The organism is Kribbella sp. CA-293567, assembly GCF_027627575.1.
GTDB lineage: Bacteria > Actinomycetota > Actinomycetes > Propionibacteriales > Kribbellaceae > Kribbella.
Window position 1 is genome coordinate 181982 of the sequence record NZ_CP114065.1, and the last position, 25261, is coordinate 207242.

21 protein-coding genes are annotated in these 25261 nt (G+C 68.9%); 13 read left to right on the plus strand and 8 right to left on the minus strand.

Features of this window, described 5'->3' with window-relative positions:
• Positions 1-16: 16 nt before the first annotated feature.
• From OX958_RS00870 to OX958_RS00885, 4 genes are all read right to left on the minus strand, one after another.
• The gene (locus OX958_RS00870) at positions 17-733 is read right to left on the minus strand and encodes a hypothetical protein (protein WP_270134992.1); all 717 of its coding nucleotides are present in this window, start codon (positions 731-733) and stop codon (positions 17-19) included.
• 107 nt (positions 734-840) lie between these two features.
• On the minus strand, positions 841-1641 hold the full coding sequence (locus tag OX958_RS00875; RefSeq protein WP_333486511.1) for an alpha-galactosidase: 801 nt from the start codon (positions 1639-1641) through the stop codon (positions 841-843).
• Positions 1557-2171: a hypothetical protein gene (locus OX958_RS00880; protein ID WP_270134993.1), complete on the minus strand. Its 615-nt coding sequence runs from the start codon at positions 2169-2171 to the stop codon at positions 1557-1559. The genes OX958_RS00875 and OX958_RS00880 overlap by 85 nt, the downstream gene beginning before the upstream one ends.
• Positions 2172-2314: 143 nt before the next feature.
• Positions 2315-3055, minus strand: coding sequence for a GntR family transcriptional regulator (locus OX958_RS00885; protein WP_270134995.1), 741 nt, complete (start codon positions 3053-3055; stop codon positions 2315-2317).
• Positions 3056-3199: 144 nt separating this feature from the next.
• On the opposite strand from OX958_RS00885, the gene OX958_RS00890 reads away from it, so the two are divergent.
• The 8 genes from OX958_RS00890 (at position 3200) to OX958_RS00925 (ending at position 13856) form a co-directional block, all read left to right on the plus strand.
• A complete protein-coding gene (locus OX958_RS00890) occupies positions 3200-3985 on the plus strand; it encodes a TIGR03084 family metal-binding protein (protein WP_270134996.1) in 786 nt (261 codons plus the stop codon).
• Complete coding sequence (locus OX958_RS00895) at positions 3982-5721, plus strand: acyclic terpene utilization AtuA family protein (protein WP_270134997.1); 1740 nt, start codon at positions 3982-3984, stop codon at positions 5719-5721. Before OX958_RS00890 ends, OX958_RS00895 begins: the two co-directional genes overlap by 4 nt.
• Entirely contained in the window at positions 5718-6839 is a 1122-nt protein-coding gene (locus OX958_RS00900) for an acyl-CoA dehydrogenase family protein (RefSeq protein ID WP_270134998.1), read from the plus strand. Before OX958_RS00895 ends, OX958_RS00900 begins: the two co-directional genes overlap by 4 nt.
• Positions 6836-8410 carry an acyl-CoA carboxylase subunit beta gene (locus tag OX958_RS00905; protein WP_270134999.1) on the plus strand — a complete coding sequence of 525 codons (1575 nt, stop codon included), beginning with the start codon at positions 6836-6838 and terminating at the stop codon, positions 8408-8410. Before OX958_RS00900 ends, OX958_RS00905 begins: the two co-directional genes overlap by 4 nt.
• 5 nt (positions 8411-8415) lie before the next feature.
• Positions 8416-10407, plus strand: coding sequence for an acetyl/propionyl/methylcrotonyl-CoA carboxylase subunit alpha (locus OX958_RS00910; protein WP_270135000.1), 1992 nt, complete (start codon positions 8416-8418; stop codon positions 10405-10407).
• Positions 10404-11561, plus strand: coding sequence for an acyl-CoA dehydrogenase family protein (locus OX958_RS00915; protein ID WP_270135002.1), 1158 nt, complete (start codon positions 10404-10406; stop codon positions 11559-11561). The genes OX958_RS00910 and OX958_RS00915 overlap by 4 nt, the downstream gene beginning before the upstream one ends.
• Before the next feature lie 48 nt (positions 11562-11609).
• Positions 11610-13175 (plus strand): AMP-binding protein, encoded by a 1566-nt coding sequence (locus OX958_RS00920; RefSeq protein WP_270135003.1) that lies wholly within the window; start codon positions 11610-11612, stop codon positions 13173-13175.
• A gap of 72 nt (positions 13176-13247) precedes the next feature.
• Entirely contained in the window at positions 13248-13856 is a 609-nt protein-coding gene (locus OX958_RS00925) for a TetR/AcrR family transcriptional regulator (protein ID WP_270135004.1), read from the plus strand.
• Here the strand turns inward: OX958_RS00925 and OX958_RS00930 are convergent.
• Entirely contained in the window at positions 13839-16100 is a 2262-nt protein-coding gene (locus tag OX958_RS00930; RefSeq protein ID WP_270138968.1) for an NACHT domain-containing protein, read from the minus strand. The two genes, OX958_RS00925 and OX958_RS00930, sit on opposite strands and share 18 nt — an antisense overlap.
• 771 nt (positions 16101-16871) lie before the next feature.
• On the opposite strand from OX958_RS00930, the gene OX958_RS00935 reads away from it, so the two are divergent.
• Positions 16872-18323, plus strand: a complete 1452-nt coding sequence (locus OX958_RS00935) for an MDR family MFS transporter (RefSeq protein ID WP_270135005.1) — start codon at positions 16872-16874, stop codon at positions 18321-18323.
• A 190-nt stretch (positions 18324-18513) separates the two neighbouring features.
• Positions 18514-19563, plus strand: a complete 1050-nt coding sequence (locus tag OX958_RS00940; protein WP_270135007.1) for a GNAT family N-acetyltransferase — start codon at positions 18514-18516, stop codon at positions 19561-19563.
• Between the two features lie 341 nt (positions 19564-19904).
• On the opposite strand, the gene OX958_RS00945 is transcribed toward OX958_RS00940, so the two are convergent.
• Entirely contained in the window at positions 19905-20081 is a 177-nt protein-coding gene (locus tag OX958_RS00945) for a hypothetical protein (RefSeq protein WP_270135008.1), read from the minus strand.
• A gap of 229 nt (positions 20082-20310) precedes the next feature.
• Between OX958_RS00945 and OX958_RS00950 the strand changes: the two genes are divergently transcribed.
• Positions 20311-21603 carry an XRE family transcriptional regulator gene (locus OX958_RS00950; RefSeq protein ID WP_270135009.1) on the plus strand — a complete coding sequence of 431 codons (1293 nt, stop codon included), beginning with the start codon at positions 20311-20313 and terminating at the stop codon, positions 21601-21603.
• Between the two features lie 8 nt (positions 21604-21611).
• Entirely contained in the window at positions 21612-22148 is a 537-nt protein-coding gene (locus OX958_RS00955; RefSeq protein WP_270135011.1) for a GNAT family N-acetyltransferase, read from the plus strand.
• Here OX958_RS00955 and OX958_RS00960 read toward each other — a convergent pair.
• Together OX958_RS00960 and OX958_RS00965 are read right to left on the minus strand one after the other, a co-directional pair.
• Positions 22112-23161 (minus strand): hypothetical protein, encoded by a 1050-nt coding sequence (locus tag OX958_RS00960; protein WP_270135013.1) that lies wholly within the window; start codon positions 23159-23161, stop codon positions 22112-22114. The genes OX958_RS00955 and OX958_RS00960 overlap by 37 nt on opposite strands.
• Positions 23158-23502: a PadR family transcriptional regulator gene (locus tag OX958_RS00965; protein ID WP_270135015.1), complete on the minus strand. Its 345-nt coding sequence runs from the start codon at positions 23500-23502 to the stop codon at positions 23158-23160. The genes OX958_RS00960 and OX958_RS00965 overlap by 4 nt, the downstream gene beginning before the upstream one ends.
• A 69-nt stretch (positions 23503-23571) precedes the next feature.
• Here OX958_RS00965 and OX958_RS00970 point away from each other — a divergent pair, with 69 nt between their 5' ends.
• Entirely contained in the window at positions 23572-25224 is a 1653-nt protein-coding gene (locus OX958_RS00970; RefSeq protein ID WP_270135017.1) for a PHP domain-containing protein, read from the plus strand.
• Positions 25225-25261: the final 37 nt, after the last annotated feature.

Genomic DNA, 25261 nt, shown 5'->3' on the forward strand with positions numbered 1-25261 from the left:
CGCCGTGTGGTGCCGGCTAGTTGGTAGGGGTGCTTGTGAGGGCCGGCAGAGCTGGAAAGTTGGCGAGGTTGGGGAGGGACGGCAGGTTGGCGAGGGTCGGGCGTTCGATGCTGGCCCGGGTTGCCAGGAGGGCTTGGAGGCGGGGGCCGTGCAGGATGGTGGGCTGATCGAGCCACTCGTCCAGGACGGGGACGGCGGCGCGGTGGTGGTTGGTGAGGTCCCGAAGGGTGAGCTCGTCGACGTCGACCGGGTTGCCGGTGAGCTCGACGATGTCGCTCATCAGGGCGCTGACCTGTTCCACCCAGAGCAGGTTGTCGCTGGCAACTTCGTCGGAGCGGATCAGCAGGAGGGTGACGTCGCTCTGGTGATCGCCCTCGCCGCGGGCGGCAGCGCCGTACAGGCTGGCGTGGAGGGGTGGGATGCGCCAGGACGCGATGTTGGCCGCGAGGGTGTCGGCGAAGGTGGCACGCAGGTTGGCGAGGATCTCGACCGCTTGGGCCGCGAGGTGTGAGCGGTTGAGGCGGTAGAGGAGCGCGCTGCCGGCCTCGTCGACGTGAACCAGGCCGGTGGAGGCCAGGCGCTGGAGGACCAGCCGGACGCCCGCGACGCTGCCTGTGCCCGCGCGGGCATGCACCTGGCGACCGGAGAGCAGGCGGTCGGCGCGGGCGAGCACTTGGAGGACAGGGCCGTCGAGAGACGGGATGACGGTGCTGATCGGCGTACTGAAGTCCACCGGCTACCGTGCCCACAATTCTGCGTACGTGATCACTATTGTGAGCATAGTGACCGAATGATCACAGGGGGTCAGCAGGGTCTCAAGGGAGCTGACGGTCGTTCCGGTCAGGAGAGCGATGGGAACGGGGTGGGGGGTGGAGTGGAGGCCAGGAGTGTTTTGGTGATCTCCAGGGCCCAGCCGTCGAGGGACTGGAGTTTGTCCGAGGTGGTGCGGAGACCACCGTGATGGGTGATCGTTTCGGCCCAGTCGGCTCGGCGTTCTACAGAGGGGTGGGCGATCAGGGAGTCGGGGTCGTTGACCCAGAAGCGGTCGTGTTGCCAGGCTCGGCCGGTGGTGGTGAGGGTGGCGGACTGCTGGGACGCGGCGGAGAGGTCGTCGGTCAGGGGCGCGTAGTGCGGTGCGATGTCGGGGCCGACACGCATCGCGTCGACCAGGCCGACCGTCGGGAGGATCGGTGCGCGGGAGCCGACCAGGTAGGCGTCGCCGACGGCCGCGCGGAGCTGGGCGAGGGTCTCGCGGTAGAGCGGCAGGCCGGAGAGGGCGCCGGCGAAGAGGTGGTCGAGTGTGAAGTGGTCGAAATAGCGCGCCAGTTCGGTGAACACCTCGACCAGATGGGACCGGACGTCATCGTTGGTCAGGTCGAGCGCGTGGATCTCCTGGTTCCGGCCGGTACCGATCGACTGGCCGGCCCAGTCGGGATGCCGGCGGAGCATCTGGCTGTCAGAGCCGGCAACGAACGGCGCGACCCAGACGCCCGGCCGGTGGCCCGACGTACGGATGAAGTCGGTGAGCCCGGTCAGACCTTCCAGCGACGACCTGATCAGCCGGTGACCGTGGAGCTGGAAAGTACTGAAGTGATCGAATCGCGGGACGGCCGGAGCCAGTCGCCGAGGCCCGACTGCCAGCCGTCGCCGAGCTGGATCACGTCGACGGGCAGCTCGTACTTCGCGATCGCCTCGACGTTGTCCCGGACATCGGCGTCGGTGACCGCCGCGGCGTACGCGTGCCAGGAGGACCAGCCGGTCGGTGCGGGACGGATGACGGCGGGCCTCGGCGCGAACGACTCCGCCCAGGCGCCGAGAGCGGCGTACAAGGGCAGCTCGATGACCCTGTGCTCGACCGGACCGTCTGCCTCGACGACGAGAGTCGTGCCGGTGAGGGTCGCGCGGATGGACGGTACGACATCAGGTGTCGTGGTCGCGAAGACATGCGTCGCACCCCCACCCGGTACGACGGCCAGCAACCCCTCACCCTGGAAGCCACCGGGGGACGACTCGACCCCAGCGCAATAACCGCTCACCCGCGACTCCGGCGAATTCGGTCGATGACCCCGGCCCGTCACCGGATGGTCGGTGCTCGGGCTCCAGCTCTGCCACCCGTGCTCGTAGACGCGACCGAGCTCCAGGTCGACCTCGACCACCGCGATCCGCTCCATGCCGAACGCTAACCGGTACGGGCTGCACAGGAACAGAGTTTGGACCGGGCCAATCGAGTGACGAGGCAACTACTTTTGGTGGGTGACAGTCAAGACTCGTGACTATCAAGGTCTGGACCGCTGACGGCCCGCGCGGAACGCCGCTAGATGCCCTTCGCGTTCGCCCGCACGGTCGGCGCCGTCCGGAGCTCGGCGGTGAACGCGTAGCGGTCGCCGCGGAAGACGGCGGAGGTGTACTCGAAGACGCGCTCGCGGCGGTCGAAGCTGACGCCGTGCAACGCGAGGCATGGCTGCGTGCCAGGGATGCCGAGCCAGCCGGCGGTCTTGGCGTCGGGCATCACCGGCTCGAGTTTCGACGTACCGCTGCCCAGCTCGATGCCGTAGCGGCTGGTCAGCAGGTCGTACAGCGAACCGTTCAGGTCTTCGGCTTCGAGTCCCGGCACGTAGCTGCCCGGCAGCGTCGTACGCTCGACTGCCATCGGCGTCTCGTCGGCGAGCCGGAGCCGGGTGAACGTGACCACCGGGTCGCCGACCGGGATCCGCAACCGCCGAGCCGCCGGCCGCTCGGCCTTCGTCCGGCGGAACTCCAGCATCCGGCTCCCCGGCCGCATGCCGCGCCGCCGGAGGTCCTCGGAGAACCCCATCATCCCGAGCCACTTGGTCACCTTCGGCCGGGCGGTGTAGGTGCCACTGCCGTGCCGCCGGACCAGCAGTTCCTCGATCACCAACTCGTCGACCGCCCGCCGCAGCGTCATCCGCGCGACGTTCCACCGCACCGACAGCTCCCGCTCCGGCGGCAGCGCGGCACCTTCCGGCAGGGTGTCGATCAGACTGAGCAACAGCGCCCGGATCTCAGCGGCCTTGCCGGGCAGCGAACTGTTCATCCCTTTGCCTAACACCCGCCGAGGGTCCCCGGTAAGCCTTTCGAATCCGGTGCAACTGTCGCCGGACAAAAACAAGCACGCGTGCTTGATTCTTCCCGGTGGGAGTGGGAGGGTCGGTGCACCGAGTTGAGGCTGGAGGGCCGCGTGCTTGATGAGCTGCTGGCTGAACTGAGTGCCGAGAGTGTCGAGCTGGATCTGCTGGTGGGCGGGTTGACCGCGGAGGGGTGGGCCACGCCGACACCTGCCGACGGATGGACCGTCGCGCATCAGATCGCTCACCTCGCGTGGACGGACGAGGCCGCGCGGTTGGCCGCGGCCGAGCCGGAGGAGTTCCAGGAGGAACTGCGGAAGGCTGTGGAGAACCCGAGCCGGTTTGTGGATGACGGGGCCGCGGAGGGGGTCGCGCTGGGGCCTGGGGAGTTGCTGACGTACTGGCGGCAGGCTCGAGGTGAGCTGCAGGAGGCGCTGCGGGCAGTGCCGCGTGGGCAGCAGGTCGCGTGGTTCGGGCCGCCGATGAGTCCGGCCTCGATGGCCACTGCCCGGTTGATGGAGACGTGGGCCCATGGGCAGGACGTGGCCGATGCGCTGGGCGTGAAGCGGACGCCGTCCAACCGGTTGAAGCACGTCGCGCATCTCGCCGTACGGACGAGGGACTTCGCCTACCTGCTGAACGACCGCCAACCGCCGGCTGCTCCGTTCCACGTGGAACTGACGGGTCCGGAGGGCGACCAGTGGAGCTGGGGCCCGGAGGATGCTGAGCAGCGGGTCACCGGCAGTGCGCTCGACTTCTGTCTGCTCGCGACGCAGCGACGGCATCGTGACGACCTCGACGTACGGGCGGTGGGTACCGAGGCCGACGAGTGGCTGGGGATCATCCAGACGTTCGCCGGGATGCCGGGGAAGGGTCGCGAGCGGGGGCAGTTCGCGTGACGGAGGGCAGCAGCGAGCGGGCGCCGATCCGGATCGGGAACGCGTCGGGGTTCTACGGGGACCGGTTCAGCGCGTTCCAGGAGATGGTGACCGGCGGGCCGCTGGACGTGGTGACCGGTGACTACCTGGCCGAGCTGACGATGCTGATCCTCGGCCGCGACCGGCTGAAGGATCCGTCCCTGGGTTATGCGAAGACCTTCCTCAAGCAGCTCGAAGCAGGGCTCGGTGAGGCGCTGGACCGGCAGATCAAGGTGGTCAGCAACGCGGGCGGACTCAACCCCGCGGGACTCGCGCGGGCGATCGAGGCACTGGCCGGCAAGCTCGGACTGCATCCCAAGATCGCGTACGTCGAAGGCGACGACCTGCTGCCGCGCGCCGGTGAGCTCGACCTCGGCCGACCACTGACGGCCAACGCCTACCTCGGAGCCTGGGGAATCACCGAGGCCCTCCAGGCCGGAGCGGAGGTGGTCGTCACCGGCCGGGTCACCGACGCCTCGGTGATCGTCGGGCCGGCCGCCGCCCATCACGGCTGGCGGCGCGACCAGTACGACGAACTCGCGGGCGCCGTCGTCGCCGGGCACGTGATCGAGTGCGGTTGCCAGGCGACCGGCGGCAACTACGCCTTCTTCCACGAGCTCCGCAACCTCGACCGGCCCGGCTTCCCGATCGCGGAGATCCACGCCGACGGCAGCAGCGTGATCACCAAGCACGACGGCACCGGCGGCGCGGTCACGATCGACACGGTCAAGGCGCAACTCCTCTACGAGATCACCGGCGCCCGGTACGCCGGTCCGGACGTGACCGCCCGGATGGACACCATCGAGCTGTCCCAGGACGGCCCTGACCGGATCCGGATCACCGGCGTCGAGGGCGAGCCGCCACCGCCGACGTACAAGGTGTCGCTGAACAGCGTCGGCGGGTTCCGCAACGAGGTGGCTTTCGTGCTGACCGGCCTCGAACTGGAAGCGAAGGCCGAGCTGGTCAAACGGCAGCTCGAACAGGAGCTGCCGACCGAGCCGGCCGAGCTGAAGTGGTCGCTGGTCTGGACGGAACAGCCGAACGCGGACACCGAGGAGCTCGCGAGCGTGCTGCTCAGGTGCATCGTCAGGGACCCTGACCCGAAGGTGGTCGGCCGCGCGTTCTCCGGTGTGGCGATCGAGCTGGCGCTGGCCAGCTACCCGGGATTCCACGTGACGGCGCCGCCCGGAGAGGCTTCGCCGTACGGCGTGTTCACGGCCGGGTACGTCGACGCGCACGAGGTCGAGCACGTGGTGGTGCTGCCCGACGGCGCGCTCCGCACGATCCGGCCGGCGGAAGAGACGCAGGAGCTGGAGCCGGCCGAAGGCGGTGCGCTGCCGATGCCGTTGCCACAACTCGTGGCAGCGGGGCGGCCGGCCAGGTCGCTCACGCGGGAGGTGCCGCTCGGGCGAGTCATGGGAGCACGCAGCGGCGACAAGGGTGGTGACGCGAACGTCGGGGTGTGGGTGCGGAACGAGACCGCCTGGCGCTGGTTCGCGCACACGTTGACGGTGGAGAAGTTCCAGGAACTGCTGCCGGAGACCGCCGGCCTGCCCGTGACCAGGCACGTGCTGCCGAATCTGTGGGCACTCAACTTCGTCGTCGGCGGGTTGCTGGGCGAGGGCGTCGCTTCGCAGGCACGTTTCGATCCGCAGGCGAAGGCGGTCGGCGAGTGGCTGCGGTCGCGGTACGTCGACGTACCGGAGGTGCTGTTGTGAGCGACTTCCGGCAGAGCGTGCGGCGCTTCATGGCGGCGGAGGTGCTGCCGAATCTGGCGCAGTGGGAGCGGGACGGCGAGCTGCCGCGTGAGCTGCACAAGAAGGCTGGTCAGCTCGGACTGCTCGGGGTCGCGTTCCCCGAGCAGTCCGGCGGTGGCGGCGGGTCGCTCCTCGACGCGATCGGCGTGGTCGAGGAGATGCACTACGCGGGCGGATCCGGCGGCCTGGTCGCCTCGTTGCTGACCTGCGGTATCGCCCTTCCGCATATCGTTGCTGCTGGCAATGAAGATCAGATCGCCCAGTGGGTGCGGCCGACGCTCGAGGGTGAACTGATCGGATCGCTGGCGATCACCGAGCCGGACGGTGGCTCCGACGTCGCCTCGCTCCGGACCACGGCGCGACGCGACGGGGACGACTTCGTCGTCAACGGGGCCAAGACGTACATCACCTCGGGTTGCCGCGCGGACTTCGTGACCACGGCGGTCCGGACCGGCGGACCGGGCGCGCACGGCATCAGCCTGCTGGTGATCGAGCGCGGAACGCCCGGCTTCCAGGTCTCCCGCAAGCTGGAGAAGATGGGCTGGCTGTGCTCGGACACGGCCGAGTTGTCGTTCACCGATGTCCGGGTGCCGGCGGCCAACCTGGTCGGCGAGGAGGGGAGCGGGTTCGTCCAGCTCGCGGTGAACTTCGTCGCGGAGCGGCTGACCCTCGCCGTACAGGCGTACGCCGGGGCACAACGGGCGCTGGATCTCACCGTCGAGTGGTGCAGGACTCGGGAGACCTTCGGCAGGCCACTGATCTCCCGGCAGAGCGTGCAGCACACGCTGACCGAGATGGCTCGGAAGGTCGAGGTCGCTCGGACTTATGTGCACGCGACAGCCGCGCGGGCGGACGCCGGCGAAGAAGTGATCGCCGAGACGTGCTTCGCCAAGAACACCGCGGTCGAGGCGGGTCAGTGGGTGTGTGACCAGGCGCTGCAACTGCACGGTGGGCTCGGCTATCTGCGCGAGGCCGAGGTGGAGCGCCAGTACCGCGACCAGAAGATCCTCGCGATCGGCGGCGGCAGCACCGAGATCATGACGGGTTTGGCAGCCAAACGACTGGGGTTCACCGCATGACTGTCACTGACAACCGCTCCGCGATGCTGACCAAGCTCGCGGAGCTGGAGACCGAGCACCAGAAGGCGCTGGCGGGTGGCGGCGAGAAGTACGTCGCCCGTCACCACCAGCGCGGCAAGCTGCTCGCGCGGGATCGGATCGAGCTGCTGCTCGACCCGGACACCGCGTTCCTGGAGCTGTCACCGCTCGCGGGCTGGGGCAGCGACTTCACGGTCGGCGCGAGCCTGGTCACCGGGATCGGCGTGGTGGAGGGCGTCGAGTGCCTGATCACCGCGAACGATCCGACCGTCAAGGGCGGCGCGAGCAACCCGTGGACGCTGCGCAAGGCGCTGCGGTCGGACGAGATCGCCCGGGCGAACCGGCTGCCGGTGATCAGCCTGGTCGAGTCGGGCGGCGCGGATCTGCCGACGCAGAAGGAGATCTTCATCCCGGGCGGCGCGATGTTCCGCAACCTGACCCGGTTGTCGTCGGAAGGGATCCCGACGATCGCGCTGGTGTTCGGCAACTCCACCGCGGGCGGCGCGTACATCCCCGGCATGAGCGACTACGTGGTGATGGTCGACGGTGGCGCGAAGGTGTTCCTGGCCGGGCCGCCACTGGTGAAGATGGCGACCGGTGAGGACGCCGACGACGAGTCGCTGGGCGGTGCCGGGATGCACGCCCGCAAGTCGGGGCTGGCCGACTACTTCGCGGTGGACGAGCGGGACGCGATCCGGCTCGGGCGGCAGATCGTGTCGCGGCTGAACTGGAAGAAGCTCGGTCCCGCCCCGGCAGCGGAGTACCGGGAGCCGTTGTTCGACGCCGACGAGCTGCTCGGGATCGTGCCGGGGGATCTGAAGATCCCGTTCGACCCGCGGGACGTGATCTCCCGGGTGGTGGACGGGTCGGTCTTCGACGAGTTCAAACCGCTCTACGGGTCGTCGCTGGCGACCGGCTGGGCGACGCTGCACGGGTATCCGGTGGGAATCCTGGCGAACGCGCGGGGCGTGCTGTTCAGCGAGGAGTCACAGAAGGCCGCGCAGTTCATCCAGTTGGCGAACCGGGCAGGCACTCCGCTGATCTTCCTGCACAACACCACCGGCTACATGGTCGGCCAGGAGTACGAGCAGGGCGGGATCATCAAGCACGGCGCGCAGATGATCAACGCGGTCTCCAACTCCAAGGTGCCGCACCTCTCGGTGCTGATGGGGGCGTCGTACGGCGCCGGCCACTACGGCATGTGCGGGCGGGCTTTCGATCCACGGTTCCTGTTCGCCTGGCCGTCGGCGAAGTCGGCGGTGATGGGTCCGCAGCAGCTGGCCGGCGTGCTGTCGATCGTGGCGCGGGCCGCCGCGACCGCGAAGGGACAGCCGTACGACGAGGACGGTGACGCCGCGATGCGGGCCTACGTGGAAGGCCAGATCGAGGCCGAGTCGCTGCCGATGTTCCTGTCGGGACGGCTCTACGACGACGGCGTGATCGACCCGCGCGACACCCGGACCGTGCTCGGGCTGTGCTTGTCGGCGATCCACTCCGGCCCGGTCGAGGGCACTCGTTTCGATGGCGCCAACTTCGGCGTCTTCAGGATGTGATGGCGATGTTCAGGTCGGTACTGGTCGCCAATCGTGGCGAGATCGCGCGGCGGGTGTTCCGGACCGCCCGGGCACTGGGGCTGGAGTGTGTGGCGGTGCACTCGACGGCGGACGCCTCCGCGCCGTACGTCGCGGAGGCAGATGCGGCGGTGCACCTGCCCGGTACGGCGCCCGCGGACACCTACCTGCGCGGCGAACTGGTGATCGAGGCGGCGCTGAAGGCAGGCGCGGACGCCGTGCACCCCGGGTACGGGTTCCTCTCGGAGAACGCCGAGTTCGCGGCGGCGGTGATCGAGGCGGGGCTGACCTGGATCGGGCCGCCGGTCGAGGCGATCGCGTCGATGGGGTCGAAGATCGAGGCCAAGAAGCTGATGGACGCGGCGGGGGTGCCGGTACTGCGGCAGCTCTCGGCTGGTGATGTCACCGATGCGGACCTGCCGGTGCTGGTGAAAGCCTCGGCGGGTGGCGGCGGGCGGGGTATGCGGGTAGTCGGGTCCTTGGCGGAGCTCACTTCGGAGATCGCGTCCGCCGAGGCCGAGGCCTTGTCCGCCTTCGGCGACGGGACCGTCTTCTGCGAGCCGTATCTGGCGACCGGGCGGCACATCGAGGTCCAGGTGCTGGCCGACCGGCACGGGACCGTCTGGGCGGTCGGTGAACGGGAGTGCTCGATCCAGCGGCGGCATCAGAAGGTCGTCGAGGAGGCACCTTCGCCTTTGGTGGAACGCATTCCGGCGATGCGCGAGCGGTTGTTCGACGCGGCGCGGAAGGCTGCCGAGGCGATCGGGTACGTCGGCGCCGGGACGGTGGAGTTCCTGGCCGACGAGGACGGCGAGTTCTACTTCCTCGAGATGAACACGCGGTTGCAGGTCGAGCATCCGGTGACGGAGTCGGTCACCGGGCTGGATCTGGTGGCGCTGCAGCTGTCGATCGCCGCTGGTGAGGCGCTCCCGGCCGAGCCACCTGCTGCTGTTGGGCATTCGATCGAGGTGCGGTTGTACGCCGAGGATCCGCAGGCCGATTGGCAACCTCAAACCGGCACCCTCCACCGCTTCGCGGTGGAGGGTGCCGGGGAGGGAAGGCGGAGTGCCGCGCCAGCCCGAGCGGCGGGCGTGGCGGAGTTTGCTGCCGGTGGGCCACGGGAGGGCGCGCCGTGGATTCGGCTTGACGCTGGGGTGGTGAGTGGGAGCGAGGTTTCGCCGTACTACGACGCGATGCTGGCGAAGGTCATCGTGTGGGGTGCGACCCGGGCGCAGGCGGCGGCGCGGTTGGCTGCTGAGCTACAGCGGGCTGAGATTCACGGTGTGCGGACCAACCGCGACCTGCTGGTGTGGATTCTCCGGCATCCCGCGTTCCTGGCCGGCGATACCGATACCGCTTTCTTCGCGAAGCACGGCGTGGGTGTGCCTGTGGATGAGGCTGCTGAGCGAGTGGCTGCAATTGCCGCGGCGCTTGCGGATGCAGCGGCGCGGCGGGTGACGGCGGGGGTGCAACGCGGATTGCCTGGCGGGTGGCGGAACCTGGCCTCGCAGGCGCAGCGGAAGAGCTACCTGGTTGGCGATCGGCAGTACGACGTCGACTACCGCGCGACCCGGGACGGCACTGTCGTCGAAGGCGTCACCGTGGTCGAGGCGAGCGCCGAGCGGGTGGTGCTGGAGGTCGATGGCGTGCGGCGGGCGCACCAGGTGGCGGCGTACCCGGGACTGGTCTGTGTCGGGTCGATCGCGCTGACGCCGGTCGCGCGGTTCCCGGATCCGTCGCGGCAGTTGGTGGCCGGGTCGTTGGTGGCGCCGATGCCGGGGACCGTGGTCCGGGTCGGGGTCGAGGTCGGTGACAAGGTCACCGCCGGACAGGGACTGGTCTGGCTGGAGGCGATGAAGATGGAGCACACCATCTCCGCGCCGGCCGACGGGATCTTGGTGGAACTTGCTGTCGCCGCCGGCCAGCAGGTCGAGGTGGGCGCCGTACTGGCCGTCGTACGAGTGGAGGAGGACGTATGAGTTTCGTCGAGTCCGAGGAACGCCGCGCATTGCGGGCGGCCGTGGGTGAGCTGGGCAAGAAGTACGGCTACACGTACTTCAACCAGCGGGCGCGCTCGGGAGGGCAGACCACGGAGCTCTGGGAGGAAGCCGGCAAGCTCGGCTATCTGGGCGTCAACCTGCCCGAGCAGTACGGCGGTGGCGGCGGCGGGATGGGCGACCTGTCGATCGTGCTGGAGGAGCTCGGCGCGGCCGGCTGCCCGTTGCTGATGATGGTGGTCTCGCCCGCCATCTGCGGCACGGTGATCGCTCGGTTCGGCACCGACGGGCAGCAGGAGCAGTGGCTGCCGTCGCTGGCCGACGGGACGACCACGATGGCGTTCGCGATCACCGAGCCGGACGCCGGCTCCAACTCGCACGGGATCACCACGACGGCCCGGCGTACCGAGGGTGGCTGGTCGTTGTCGGGGCGGAAGGTCTACATCTCCGGCCTCGACGTCGCGCGCGCCGTGCTGGTGGTGGGACGCACCGAGGACGCCCGGACCGGCAAGCTCAAGCCCGCGCTGTTCATCGTGCCGACCGATGCTCCCGGCGTCGAGTTCCGGCAGATCGAGATGGACCTGATCAGCCCGGACAAGCAGTTCTCGCTCTTTCTCGACGACGTGCGACTGCCGGCCGAGTCACTGGTCGGCAGCGAGGACGCCGGGCTGATGCAGCTCTTCGCCGGGCTGAACCCGGAGCGGATCATGGCGTCGGCGTTCGCGATCGGGATCGGCCGGCACGCGCTCGGCAAAGCCGTTGCCTACGTCAAGGAACGCCAGGTCTGGAAGACCCCGATCGGCGCTCACCAGGGGATCGCGCACCCGCTCGCGCAGAACAAGATCGAGCTCGAACTGGCCCGCTTGATGATGCAGAAGGCCGCCGCCCTGTACGACGCGGGCGACGACCTCGGCGCGGGCGAAGCGGCGAACATGGCCAAGTACGCCGCCGGTGAGGCGACCGTGCGGGCCACCGACCAGGCCGTCCAGTCCCTCGGCGGCAACGGCATGACCGTCGAGTACGGCGTCGCGTCGCTGGTCGCGGCCGCCCGGGCCGGCCGGATCGCGCCGGTCAGCCGGGAGATGATCCTCAACTTCGTGGCGCAACACAGTCTGGGCCTACCGAAGTCGTACTGATTGCGCCATCGTTCTGCTCCACACCAGTCGCACAGAGAGGGCCCGCCCGTGGTCATCCAGAGTCAGTACCCAGCAGTCGACGTTCTCGATGTGCCGATCCACGACGCGGTGCTCGGCCGCGCCCAGGAGTACGGCGACCGGATCGCGCTGGTCGACGGAGTCAGCGGGCGGGAGATCAGCTACGCCCAGCTGGACGGGATGAGCCGGCGGATCGCGGCCGGCTTCGCCGAGCTGGGCATCGTGCACGGTGACACGATCGCGCTGCACAGCCCGAACACGATCATCTACCCGGCCGTCTTCTACGGCGCGACCCGGGCGGGCGCGACGGTGACCACGGTCAACGCGCTCTACACGGCGGGTGAGCTGCACAAGCAGCTGGTGGACTCCAAGGCGAAACTGCTGGTGACGATCTCGCTCTTCCTGCCGATCGCGACGGCGGCGGTGGAGGGCACCGACGTCCAGGAGATCCTCGTCTGCGACCAGGCGGAGGGCTACCGATCGGTGCAGGAACTGCTGGCCTCGACCGGGCCGGAGCCGGTGATCGAGTTCGATCCGGTGAACGACGTCGCCGTGCTGCCCTACTCGAGCGGTACGACGGGCGCGGCCAAGGGCGTGATGCTGACCCATCGCAACATCGGCACCAACATCGCCCAGGCCGAGCCGATGATCGAGCTCGGCGAGCAGGAGCGGATCATCGCGATCCTGCCCTTCTTCCACATCTACGGGCTGACCGTGCTCATGAACCTGCCGCTACGGCTCGGCGCGACCGTGGTGGTGCTGCCGAAGTTCGACCTGCAGCAGTTCCTGACCGTCCTGGACGAACAGAAGATCACCCGGGCCTTCGTCGCGCCGCCGATCGTGCTGGCGCTGGCGAAACACCCGGCGGTCGACGGGGTGGACCTGTCTGCGCTGAAGTACGTGACGTCGGCTGCGGCTCCGCTGGACGGCGACCTGGCCGAGGCCTGCGCCAAGCGACTCGGGCTGCACGCCGTACTGCAGGCGTACGGGATGACCGAGTTGTCGCCGGGTACGCACTCGGTGCCGCAGACCGACGTCGATCCGCCGGCCGGAGCGGTCGGCAAGCTCTTCCCGTCGACCGAGATGCGGCTGGTAGGTGCCGATGGCAACGATGTGGCCGAGGGTGAGATCGGCGAGGTCTGGATCCGCGGACCGCAGGTGATGAAGGGCTACCTGGGCCGGCCGGAGGAGACCGCCGCGACCATCGACCCGGACGGCTGGCTGCACACCGGCGACCTTGGGCGCGAGGACGAGCGTGGCTACCTGTACATCGTGGATCGGGTCAAGGAGCTGATCAAGTACCACGGCTACCAGGTGCCGCCGGCCGAACTGGAGGCCGTGCTGCTGACCGACGACCGGATCGCGGATGCCGCCGTGATCGGCGTACAGGCTGACGGGAACGAGGTGCCGAAGGCGTTCGTGGTTCCGATGCCCGGGGTGCAGCTGACCGAGGACGACGTGATCGCGTACGTCGCGGAGCGGGTCGCGCCGTACAAGAAGATCCGGCAGGTGGAGTTCATCGAGGCCGTCCCGAAGGCCGCGTCGGGCAAGATCCTGCGGCGCGAACTGCGGGCGCGGGAGGCGACCCGTGAGTGAGACGCCGACCGGCCGGACCTTGATCAGGTCCGGCGGCATTGGTCTGAGGCCAGACATCTTCCGGGATTCGCTGTGAGCGAAGCACTGCGTGAGCCGCAGCAGGACCGCAGCAGGGCGACCCGGCAGAAGCTCTTGGAGGCGTCACTCGAGTCACTGGCCCAGGTCGGCTACGCGGCGACCACTGTCGCGGTAGTGGCCGCCCGGGCCGGGGTCTCGCGCGGTGCGGCGCAGCACCACTTCCCGACGCGGGCGGATCTGTTCGCGGCGGCCGTGGAGTACATGACCGAGGTGCGGCTGGCTGAGATCCGGCAGCAGGCGTCTGGGCTTCCGGTTGGCGAGGGGCGGACCGAGGCGATCGTCGGGATGCTTGCCGACGTCTACACCGGTCCGCTGTTCCGTGCGGCGCTGCATCTGTGGGTTGCAGCGTCCACTGAGGAGCCGCTGCGGCAGCAGCTCGTCCGGCTGGAGGCGCATGTCGGGCGGCAGGCCCACCGGGCGCTGCTGGAGGTGCTCAAGGTCGAGGAGCGCACGCCGGGAGTGCGGGAGACCGTACAAGGTGTGCTCGACATGGCTCGGGGTCTGGGACTGGCGGATCTGCTGACCGACGATGCGGTACGCCGCCGCGGCATCGTGCGGCAGTGGTCGTTGATTCTCGATCAGGTGTTAGCGGCGGCGCGCTAGATTGCTGCGCTGGGCGCGGGCGGCGATGCGTTGGTCCACCTTGGCTGCCAGAGCGTCCGGGTCGCACTCGGCCAGGTGATCGCGCACCAGGAGATGGATGAAGGCGTACTCGCCAGGACCGGTCTTGGCGAGTACGAAGCGCTCGGCGGCGTACCGGAGGAAGGCGCCGCGACGCCAGGGCAGGTAGCCGCTCCAGCGGAGCAGGAAGCCGTGCAGGCCACGGGAAAGACCGCCTGCGAAGAAGGGTGCGCGGCGGCGCCACGCCTTCGCCGCGACCGTGCCGGCGACGATGCCCAGGACTGCCTCGGGACCGTTCGACCACCAGAGGTCGGCACCGAGAGCTGCCGCGACGGTGAGACCGGCCAGGGCGCCGGCGACGGTCCACTTGTCCATCAGCCGGCTGTCGCCGGGGCGTTCCTCCTTGACCAGATGATCCATCGGCAGCGCCTTGACGAAACGGATGCCCTGGGCAACTATCAGGCCGATGGCGGCGCCCGCGACGAAGTCCTGTGGATGGTCGACGACCGTGAAGACGGCCCAGCTCGCCGCGGTGACGCCGAGCAGCCGGACAGTGAGCCAGAGGCGGCGGCGGTTGTTACCGGAGAGGACGGACTCCAGGCCGTACGACACCAGGACAATCCCGCCTTGGATTGCCAGTCCTAGTGCCGCCGGCAGGTTCTCTGCCAGTGCAGTGACGAAGAGGACCGAGGCCAAGCCCGCAGTGGCGCCTGTGCAGATCATGACGGCCAGCAACTGCTTGCGAGGCTGGTCACTGCCTTGCTGGAGGTTCCACCACGTGTGCGGTCGCACGTGGACCAGTACCAGGGCGATGGCACCGACTGCCAGGCCAGCCGCTACGCCGTACAGGGCTGTGGCGCCGACTGCGGCTCCCGCTGCCAGACCGGCGAAGAGGCCTGGGAGGCAAACCATGTGAGCCAGGTAGCCGACTGCGGGCAGTACCAGGCCGTACCAGCCGTTGGGCGTCAAGCGACGCGGTACTTCGATACGGTCGCCCGCTCTGGTGCGTGTCCACCAGGCGAGGCACCAGAGCGAGCGGACAGCCGCGCGTGAGTCGAACTGCGGGCTGCTGGGGCGGTAGCGGGCCAGTACCTCGGAGAGGAACGTGTCGAAGAGCTCCCGCCGGTGGTCGGCCAGTACGCCGGAAGCGATGTCCCGGGCATCCCGGCCTTGATAGGCCAGAGCCATGACGTTGAGCATCAGCGGCGAGTTGACCAGATCCCACAGGTCGTCGTCCCGCTCCATCGCGGCCAGCGCACCGGCCAACTCCTCACCACCGGAGGCGAAGTAGTCGATCACCTGCTGCCGGCTGAGCGGCCGAATGCGAACCGCGCCGTACAACTTGAGCCGATGCTGCAGCTGCTCGTACTCGTGAATACGGCACGTAACAGCGACCTGACCGACCAGATAACGCTGCCCCAACTCGGCCAGCACCGGCGCGAGCTTCTCCTGGTGGGCCAGAGCGACCTCGTCCAGTCCATCGAGAAACAGCCCCAAGCGCCCCTTGCTCAGCCAGACCCGGCCGACAGCCTCAGGGATCTGGTAGCGAGCCGCCAACTCTGCCAGCAACCAACGAATGAAGCCGGCCAGCAGCGGACTGTCGCCTGGGGCGTCATCTTCCTCCCGAGCCGTCGGGGCGTTCCAGGAGGCCAGGTCGACGACCACCGGAATCGGACCACGAGGATCCTCGTGAGCCTTCGCCGCCAGGGTCCGCGCAAGCTCCAGCAACAAGGTCGTCTTGCCCGCACCGGGCGCTCCGAGGATCAGCATCGAGTCCTGGAGATCATCGAACGCGGCGCCGATATCAGCATCCTCCCGAACCTCGGCAACCTCACTGTTGAGCGGCTGAACCAGCAGGTCGTACGGCCGGATGACGGCCTCAGGGCTGACATCGAGCGCGAGAGCCAGCCGGGTTTGCGAGGCGAGTGAGCCGGTGAAGCGATCGGCGAGGTAACGATCGATCCGCGCGAGGGCGTTGGGGCGGTTGCGAGGCTGGTCGGCTGACCGGGCGGTGTGGCTGATTGTGCGGCGGCTTCGGTACTCGAGGAGGCCGGTGATGATGGCGATCAGCCAGAGGACGCCGATGAGTGGCCAGGTCCAGGTGACGTAGGGCTGGAGGAAGGTGGGCGCGGTGCCGCCGGTGCCGACGTTGATGGCGATGGGGAGGAGGACGAGGGTGAGGGAGATGGTGGCGATCAGCACGATTGCGCGCAGCAGTCCGTGCATCCTCACCCACGGAGAGTACCTAGGTGAGGGGTTGGGCGGGTGGGTGGCGGGGTGTTGGGGGCGGGTGGTTGGGAGGGGTGTTGGGGCGGGAGGTTGGTGGGGGGTGGTGAGACCGGGCGTGGATGCTGATGAGGTCTGGTTGGTTGGTGGGGCGAGGTTGGGTGTCGGCGGGGTGGGTGTGGGGTGCGGGTGGGGAGGTGGGTGTGTGGTGAGCCGGGGAGTGGATTCCAACGCGGTTCGGTTGGTTGGTGCGGCGGGGTTGAGGTCAGCGAGGTAGGCGTGAGGGGTGCAGGCGGAGCAGGCGGCGGAGAGCGCAGCGGAGCAGTTGGCGGGAGCCCTAGCGCGTGAGCCGCCTACTCGAACGCGGCTATGCCCCGGCAACCACACTCATCAGCGATGCAGGCGGCGTAGCGCAGCGCAGCAGCCGTCGCGAGCCCGACCGCGCGGAGGCTTACCCGCGACGGGTCCAGCGTCACCCATCAGTGTTCGTTTGCGATGCAGGCGGCGTAGCGCAGCGGAGCAGCCGCCGCGAGCCGAGTTCGCCGACTCACCCGCAACGGGCTACATGCGTCGCGCCAGCACTCGTGTGCGATGCAGGTAGCGCAGCGGCCGCCGCGAGCCGACGGAGGTCATGCGCAGCTGCACTCACCAGCGATGCAGGCTGCGTAGCGCAGCGGAGCAGCCGTCGCGAGCCCGAACGAGCCGAGCCAGATTCCACAGTCTGACCCACAGTTCGGCAACCGGTGTCTCGTCACGTAAGTTCGGTTTGTCATGACTACTGAGCGGATCGACCGAGCCAGCGTGGGGCTGCGGTCCGAGCGTGGGCCGATTCTGCTGGCAGTGATGCTCAGCGTCGGGCTGGTGGCGATCGACGCGACCATCCTGGCAACCGCGGTCCCCTCGGTGGTTGCGGATCTCGGTGGGTTCACGCAGTTCCCGTGGCTGTTCTCCATCTACCTGCTGGCGCAGGCCGTCTCGGTGCCGATCTACGCCAAGCTCGCCGACCTGCGTGGGCGCAAGCCGATGATGCTGCTCGGCATCGTGTTGTTCGTGCTCGGCTCGGTGCTCTGCGGGTTCGCCTGGAGCATGCCGGCGCTGATCGCCTCCCGGTTGATCCAGGGGCTCGGCGCGGGAGCGATTCAGCCGATCGCGATGACCATCGTCGGTGACATCTACTCGGTTGCCGAGCGTGCCAAGGTGCAGGGCTATCTGGCCAGCGTCTGGGGGATCGCCTCGTTCGTGGGTCCGGCGCTCGGTGGGGTCTTCTCCGACTACATCTCGTGGCGCTGGATCTTCTTCGTCAACATCCCGCTCGGCCTGGCCGCGGGGGTGGTGTTCTACCGCAAGTTCCAGGAGAAGGTCGTCCGTACCGCGAAGCCGCAGATCGACTACGCCGGTACGGTGCTGCTCGCGGTCGGCGGCTCGCTGCTCCTGCTCGGGCTGCTCGAAGGCGGCGTGATGTGGTCCTGGGACTCGGTCACCAGTATCGCGATCCTCGCCGTCGCCGTCGTACTGCTGGTCGCCTTCGCGTTCGTCGAGCGCCGGGCGCCCGAGCCGATCCTGCCGCTGTGGGTGCTCGGCAAACGTGTCCTCAACTCCGCCAACTCGACCGCGTTGCTGGTCGGTGTGCTGATGATCGGCCTGACGACGTACGTGCCGCTCTACGCCCAAGGCGTGCTCGGTACGTCGGCCCTGGTGGCCGGCTTCGCGCTCGCCGCGATGACGCTGGGCTGGCCGATCGCCGCGTCGCTCGCGGGCCGGATCTACCTGCGGTTCGGTTTCCGGACCACGATGGTGATCGGCTCGGTCTTCGTCGGGATCGGCGTCGGCCTGCTGCTGACGGTCAAGCCGTCCAGTTCGGTGCTCTACCTCGCGTTCGCCTGTTTCGTGATCGGCATCGGTCTCGGCTTCTCCGCGTCACCCGGGGTGGTGGCGGCCCAGTCGTCGGTCGACTGGAAGAGCCGCGGCGTGGTGACCGGCGCCAACATGTTCGCCCGCTCGGTCGGCAGCGCGGTCGGCGTCGCCATCTTCGGCGCGATCGCGAACGCCGTGGTGGCCTCTCGTCTGGGCGACAACCACGACGACCTCGAACACCTGCCCGGCGAGATCCTCGCGCCGGCTATCCACGACGTGTACTACGGCGCAGCGGTGGCCGCGGTGCTCCTGGTGGTCGCAGTGATGTTCATGCCCAACCGGGTCACCGAAGTTCCTCACGAGCAGTGAGCTAGGCGCCTCGGGACTCGGCGGAGCCAGCAGCGGAACCAGCCGGGCCGTGCGCGCTCGCCAGTCTGCCAGCGGTCAGTTCCATCGCCGATCCACAGTGCGAGAACGCGTGCGACCACTGGCTGGACGGGGGCTCAACTTTCTCGAGAGAAGCTGGTTGGACAGCGCGGCCGGTTTAGGTTGTTGGGTCATGCGAGCAGTGGACTGTGTCGGGGCGCTGATCCGGGATGAGCGACAGCGGGTGTACGTGCATCGCCGTACTGCGGAGCGGCGGTTGCTGCCGGGGATCTGGGACATCGTCGGCGGGCATCTGGAGGACGGGGAGACGCCGGAGCAGGCGCTGGTGCGGGAGGTCGAGGAAGAGACCGGCTGGCGGGTGCGGGAGGTCGTCATGGCCGTCACCGACTGGGAGTGGGAGTACGAGGGCCGGGTACGGCGGGAGCTCGACTACCTGGTCACTGTCGACGGCGATCTGAGTCGGCCGCGGCTGGAAGCCGGCAAGCATGATGCGGGTGCGTGGGTCGGGCCGGAGGAACTGGAGCTGCTGATGGTCGGTCGCACCGACGGGGATCGGCGGTTGCGGGACATCGTCGCGTACGCCGTACGGATGGTGCTGAGCGACCGGTTGACGCTGATGCCGATCGCTGGACCGGGTGAGGTCCTGACCGGACATGCGGCGGACCTGGAGCGGCTGCACGCCGATCCGTGGGTGGCGGAGTGGTACGGCGGAGCGTGGTCGGCCGAGGAGTCGATGCGGCGGGCCGGTGGGTTCCAGGCGCGGTGGGAAGCGAACGGGGTGAGCAAGTGGATGGCTTTTCGCCGGTCGGACGGTTCGCTGGTCGGGCGCGGTGGGCTGGAGCGATGGGCGCCGGATGGTGCGCTGGTGGGAAAGGTTGCCGCGTTGCTCGACGACGGAGGCGCGTGGCTGGCTGACCGGCTGGAGCTCGGGTGGGCACTGCTCCGCTCGGCTCGCGGTCAGGGCTTCGCCACCGAACTCGGGCGGGCCGCGCTCGACCATGCCTTCGGGGTGCTGGGAGCCCGGTCGGTGGTCGCGGTGACCGAGCGGCACAACACGGCGTCCCGGGCGGTGATGGAGCGGCTGGCGATGAGGTACGCCGGGCAGATTCGCGCCGAGGGGCTGGTGGAGGGCCGGCCCGGCGTACATCCGGGCGCGCCGTTCGCTGTGTACGTCGCCGAATCGCACTCCTGCTCATCCAGCAACATCAGGGAGAGACGCTGACGTACAAATGGCTCCGCTGTGTGACCGCCCAGGCGCGGCGGTCACACAGCGGAGTCGCCACCTCGGTGGGTGGCTGGTGGTGAGGTGTCACCAGCCACCCACCGCCTGGCCCGAGGTGTCGGCCAGGAGGTGGTTGGAACGGCTGGGCGGCGGCGATGCAGGGATTCAGCCGCCTGCCCAGCCGGGCTTCGGGCGGTGCGGTCCGGAGCTGAGGAGGCCCCGGACCGCACCTCGGTTCTGTCCGGGACTGAGGAGTGCCCCGGACCTTCGATCGCTACTCCTGGACGTGAGGAGACCCCAGGAGCAACTCCGGGTCTGAGGAGGACCCGGAAGCATTCGTTTTAACTGTCCGCTTCCTGCTGCGGGCCGAGCAGGTCGTTGGTGACCCGGAGACCGGCGAAACGCCGCCGCATCGCTTGCTCGTACCGCGCGGCGAGCGGAGCCTCCGCGACGTACTGGGCGATCACGTGTTCGCCGAACCAGACCCGCACTCGACGGCGGTGTTGCCTCGACGTCATCTCTGCAACAGTCACTGCTTGCTCACCCCGTAACTCTCAGCCCTTGCAACCAGTTGGACTTACTGGTTGTCATGGCAGTAATGGTGCACAGACCGACCGTGACCGCTCTAGGACCTGGAGAGGACCTTTGCCGGACCTCTTCCGGACCTCTGGCGGACATCATGGGGACTGCACCTTGTCGTGGGGCATGAGTCGAGACAACGTCTACCTGACGTGAACGGGAGGAACGATGGCGGGTAGGTATACGCCGAGAACGGTCCTGGCGCACCTGATCCAGCGCCGGAACCAGACCTACTCCGAGATCGTCGCCGAGTTCGTCGAGCTGGGTGGAACCATCACCGAGCGGCACCTGCGGCGCCTCGCATCGGGCGAGCGCGCAGGAACCACGCCTCAGACTCGGCGCACCCTGCAACGCATGTTCGGCAAGCCGGTCGAGGAACTCCTCGCTCCGTACGTCCCCGAGCCGGCCGCCCAGGTGGTGCCGGCGGCTGCCAGTGGACGGATCACGACAGGTAATGAGATGGAGGTACTCGACATGGCTGCCAGCCGTGCGCGGGCTTTCGCCCTCGCGGCCCAGACAGGTCTCGGAAGCGAGGCCATGGAACAGGTGTACGACGACGTGAGACACGTCGCGAAGGCCTACCCGCAGCGCCCGCTGCCGGAGATCCTCGGCCAGCTGGTCGAGACGCAGGACCTGGTCTTCGCGCTGTTGGAGAGCCGGCAGCGTCCGGAACACCTGCGGCAGCTGTACTTCCTCGGCGGCGTGACCGGTGGTCTGCTGGCCAAGGCTTCCCACGACCTCGGCAACCCCCACGCCGCGCTGACCCAGGCCAGGACCGCGTTCCTGTGCGCCGACAACGCCGACCACCACGGCCTGCGCGCGTGGGTGCGCGGACTGCAGTCGCTGGTCTCGTACTGGGCCGGCAACCCGCACGACTCCGTCCGGTACGCCCAACTGGGCGCCGGATACGCCGAGCAGGCCAACAGCACCACCGGCGTCTGGCTTCCGGTGAGCGAGGCCCGGGCCTGGGCCGCCCTGGGCAACGCCGACGCCGCCCGGGCCGCCCTGGTCCGCGCGGAGAACGCGTGGGGCTCGGTGCAGGCCGACGAGCTCGACGAGATGGGCGGTCTCTGCACCTTCGGCCGCAATCGGCAGCTGTACTACGCGGCCGACGCGCTCGCCTGGCTTCCGGGTGAGGTCGAGACCGCGGAGCAGTATTCTCGGCAGGCAGTGGACGCCTACACCGACCAGTCGCACCCCGAGTGGGCCTTCGGCGACGCCGCCGGCAGCCACGCCGCCATGGCCATCACCCGGATCGCGAACGGTGAGCTGGAGGGCGCGGCCGACGCGCTCGCGCCGGTCCTCGGGCTGCCCGCCGAGCGCCGGATCAACGGGGTCGTGCACTCGGCCCGCCGGGTGCACCAGGCGCTGCGGCAGTCCGGCCACGGCGACGACGCGCGCGAACTCCAGGAAGAGATCGAAATGTTCACCCGTACGCCGATGCAGACCTTCCCGCAGTAGCAGGCGGGATGGATCCCCTCACCGGCGACGGCATCAGGTTGCGCGAGTTCAGGCTCGACGACCTGGACGACTACCTGGCCGTCGTCGGTGATGACCGGGTCACCAGTTGGCTGTCCTTCGACAGCCGCGACCGCGCCGCCGCCGAGAAGCAACTCGGGGGCATGGTGGAGCGCGCGGCGCTCGCCGATCGGCCGGACTACACCCTCGCCGTCACCCGCCTCGACGACGACCGGCTGATCGGTTTCGCCCGTCTCGGGCCCACCGGCGTCCAGGCGGCCCACCTCGGTTACGCGATCGCCGCCGGCCACTGGGGTCACGGCTACGCCACCGCCGCGGCCCGGACGCTGGTGAATTTCGCCTTCGGGCCGCTCGCACTGCACCGCGTCAGCGCCGCCATCGGCCCGGAGAACCTGGCCTCGGTCGCCGTGGTCAAACGCCTCGGGTTCAGCTACGAAGGACGCATCCGCCACCACGTCTTCACCAACGGCGACTGGCGTGATTCCCTGCTCTACTCGCTGCTGGCGACCGAGTTCCGGGCTGACTGAGACCGGCGGCTGACGGTGATCGCAACGATCCCGATCAACGTCGCGGCCCCGATGACAGCAACCAGCACAATGACCACACCGAGCGGCAGGACAGTGTCGTAGCCCCGGAGCGAGTCGAAGTAGAACAGCAGCAGCCAGGGCATCGAGTTCACCGCGAGTGCCGTTGCCCAAGCCCGGCTGCCGCCGCTCAGCAGGACGGTGACGGCGATCGCCAGCAGGCCGATGCCCAGCAGGATCCCGGCACTGAACCACAGCAGGAGCTGATCGGGCGATCGGTAGAAGAACCACGAATCGGTGTTCAACGCGGAGGCGCCGATGGGCAGGGCGCCGATGGTGGGGAGTGCCCCGAGGAAGATGACCAGACCGCGAGATCTGGCGCGGCCGGGGTCGCCGGAGTGGCCGGCGGGCTCGCGGGCGCCGTCGATCGCCGAGTCCGCACTCCAGGCGTTCGGCCACCGCGGTTCGCCGAGGGCGGCGAGCGCAGCGATCAGCGCTGTGAAGCCGAGAATTCCTCCGGGAGGCCGGGTGAAGCCGAAGCCGGAGGCGAGTTGCTCGATCGGCGGCAGCATGATCGCCAGGGCACTGATACCGCTGAAGGCCGCTAGCCACCGGGCCGCGGTTGCTCGGCCTAGAGCTGCGGCAAGAGCAGCGAGCAGGCCGGCCAGGAAGCAGATCGATCCGGTGGTCAGATTGCCGATCGGCGAGGGCACCATGCTGGTCTGCGGGTCCCAGGGGGCCCATTCGCCGAAGATCAGGAATGTACTGCTGATCGCGGCGAGCAGCGGCGCGGCGATTACCGACACTCGGTTGCGGATCCCCTGGATCAGGGTCGGCGGGCCCGCCTGGGTGAAGCGGACCCGGGCGGCGTGGGCTGCCAGGTTGAGCAGGTCTCTTGGGTCGGTGCGACCGCTGGCCCCGGCGGAGTCGAGCAGCAGACCGAGCGCTTCCTCGCCGTGCTGCTCGCGCCACCAGCGCGGATAACACCGGAGTACTGCGCGGTGCAGGGCGCTCACGCGACACCACCCCCGGTCGCCGGACGCAACCGGAGGCGGCGGACAGCCTGGTCGGCGTTGGACTGGAGACGGGCGGCCTCGGTGGCGAGCGACTCGGCGCCGGCGTCCGTGAGTTCGTAGTACCGGCGGAGTCGGCCGTCGACGACCTCCTCGCCCGCCGGCCGGACCAGGCCTTCGTCGCGCAGGCGGTCGAGGGCGGCGTACAGCGTGCCTGGGCGGAGGGTGACGCGGCCACTGGACAGGCCGGACACCTCGGTGATCACCGCGTAGCCGTGTTTCCGGCCGTCGGCGAGCGCTGCCAGGACGAGAAACGTCGGCTCGCGCATCTCGGAGGAAGACATGAGATGAACAATAGTCAGACCATCGGTATATGACAATGATCGACCCATAAGGCCCTCTATGCTTTTGCCATGACAAAGCAGCAGGTGCCTGCCTGGGCCGATCCTGAGGTTCCGGAAGAGACACTGGATCCGCAGGGGGTCTCGCGGCGCGGGTTGATCCGGGGCGCCGGGATGCTGGGGGTCGGTTTCGCTGCTGCAGGAGTGGGCGCGGCTGAGGCGGCGGCCGGCGGCGGTACGGCGTATGGGGATCCTGAGCTGGTTTATCTGGTCGGCGATCACCACGTTCACAGCCGCTACAGCCACGACGCGAAGTACGACTTCACCCAGCTCGCGCAGCGGGGGGCGCAGTTCGGGCTGGACTGGATGGCGTTCACCGAGCACAGCAACTTCGGGCACGCCGACCGCGGCGCGCAGGCGGAGAACGCGGAGGTGCTGAAGGCGCGGGCGGAGAACCCGCGGATGCTGATCTTCCAGGGCCTCGAGTGGTACATCCCGGCCGCTGAGCACGGCACCATCCTGGTCGCACCCGGACCGAACAACGTCGCGTTGCTCCAGCAGTTCGAGCGCGAGTACGACGGCAAGCTGACCGGCCGCGCCGCCGACACGGCCGAGAACGAGCTGCACGCGCTCAAAGCGCTGCACTGGCTGGCCGCGCAGAAGAAGAGCGGGTTCGTCGACGACGTGCTCGCGCTGGCGAACCACCCACTGCGACTGGGGATCGACGCTCCGCACGAGCTGCGAGGCTGGCGCGACACCGGAGTACTGATCGGCATGGAGGGTGCGCCCGGATCCCAGGGTGACGCCGAACCGGCCTGGGTCGCCTTCCGCGGCGCGACGAACTCGCAGCGCGGTGAGTATGTGAACAACCCCGGCACCGGGAGCTTCCCGGGGTACCCGAACGACGCCTACCGGACGTACGGCGGCTTCGACTGGGCGACGGCGACAGTGGGCGGGCTGTGGGACGCCATGCTCGCCGAGGGGAAGCTGTTCTCGATCACCTCCAACAGTGACAACCACCGAACCATCTGGGACACCTGGAAGGACGGCGTGTTCCCGGAGGGACAGAACTTCGACTCGCTCGGGTGGAAGCCGTCCCCGACCGACGCTGGTACGCCGCAAGCGGGCAGCGACTTCTGGCCCGGTCAGTTCAGCCGGACGCACGTGGGGGTCACCAAGTACGGCTACCTGGACGTGATGGCCGGCCTGCGAGCCGGGCGGGTCTGGGTGGATCACGGTCAACTGGTGGACGGCATCGACGTCCGGGTGGCGCCGGCCGGGTCGTCGCGGCGTGGAGTCACGCTGGGCGGGCGGTTGAAGGTACGGCGTACCGAGCGGCTGGAACTGCGGGTCACGGTGACCAGTGCGACTCGACCTAACTTCCACGGTCTACTGCCACGACTGGCTCACCTGGACGTCATCCGCGGCGTAGTGACCGGCAGTGCGCCCGATAAGGACAGCTGGCGCGCTCCGGACACCCGCGTGGTCGAACAGGTCGACGTACGCCGGAAGACGGGAACCTACACGCTGCGCATCCCGCTCGGCCGGGCCGAGCGGTCCCACTACCTGCGCCTACGTGGCAGTGACGGCCGACGGAACGGTCCTGGCTACCTGGGCCGCCAGATCGACCCGGCCGGACCGATTCGGCATCCGAACGGTGACGGCGACCCGTGGCTCGACACCTGGCTCTACACGAACCCGGTGTTCGTGGAGGTGAGCCGGTGACGATGGTCGAGGGTTTGGAGTGGTGGGGAGACTGGAC

What these genes read in the sequence shown, in the direction of transcription:
- OX958_RS00885 (WP_270134995.1), bottom strand. Translation starts at nt 3,055, where the DNA reads ATGAACAGTTCGCTGCCCGGCAAGGCCGCTGAGATCCGGGCGCTGTTG.
- OX958_RS00940 (WP_270135007.1), top strand. Translation starts at nt 18,514, where the DNA reads ATGCGAGCAGTGGACTGTGTCGGGGCGCTGATCCGGGATGAGCGACAG.
- OX958_RS00930 (WP_270138968.1), bottom strand. Translation starts at nt 16,100, where the DNA reads ATGCACGGACTGCTGCGCGCAATCGTGCTGATCGCCACCATCTCCCTC.
- OX958_RS00935 (WP_270135005.1), top strand. Translation starts at nt 16,872, where the DNA reads ATGACTACTGAGCGGATCGACCGAGCCAGCGTGGGGCTGCGGTCCGAG.
- OX958_RS00910 (WP_270135000.1), top strand. Translation starts at nt 8,416, where the DNA reads ATGTTCAGGTCGGTACTGGTCGCCAATCGTGGCGAGATCGCGCGGCGG.
- OX958_RS00950 (WP_270135009.1), top strand. Translation starts at nt 20,311, where the DNA reads ATGGCGGGTAGGTATACGCCGAGAACGGTCCTGGCGCACCTGATCCAG.
- OX958_RS00965 (WP_270135015.1), bottom strand. Translation starts at nt 23,502, where the DNA reads ATGTCTTCCTCCGAGATGCGCGAGCCGACGTTTCTCGTCCTGGCAGCG.
- OX958_RS00945 (WP_270135008.1), bottom strand. Translation starts at nt 20,081, where the DNA reads ATGACGTCGAGGCAACACCGCCGTCGAGTGCGGGTCTGGTTCGGCGAA.
- OX958_RS00880 (WP_270134993.1), bottom strand. Translation starts at nt 2,171, where the DNA reads ATGGAGCGGATCGCGGTGGTCGAGGTCGACCTGGAGCTCGGTCGCGTC.
- OX958_RS00905 (WP_270134999.1), top strand. Translation starts at nt 6,836, where the DNA reads ATGACTGTCACTGACAACCGCTCCGCGATGCTGACCAAGCTCGCGGAG.
- OX958_RS00970 (WP_270135017.1), top strand. Translation starts at nt 23,572, where the DNA reads ATGACAAAGCAGCAGGTGCCTGCCTGGGCCGATCCTGAGGTTCCGGAA.
- OX958_RS00915 (WP_270135002.1), top strand. Translation starts at nt 10,404, where the DNA reads ATGAGTTTCGTCGAGTCCGAGGAACGCCGCGCATTGCGGGCGGCCGTG.
- OX958_RS00955 (WP_270135011.1), top strand. Translation starts at nt 21,612, where the DNA reads ATGGATCCCCTCACCGGCGACGGCATCAGGTTGCGCGAGTTCAGGCTC.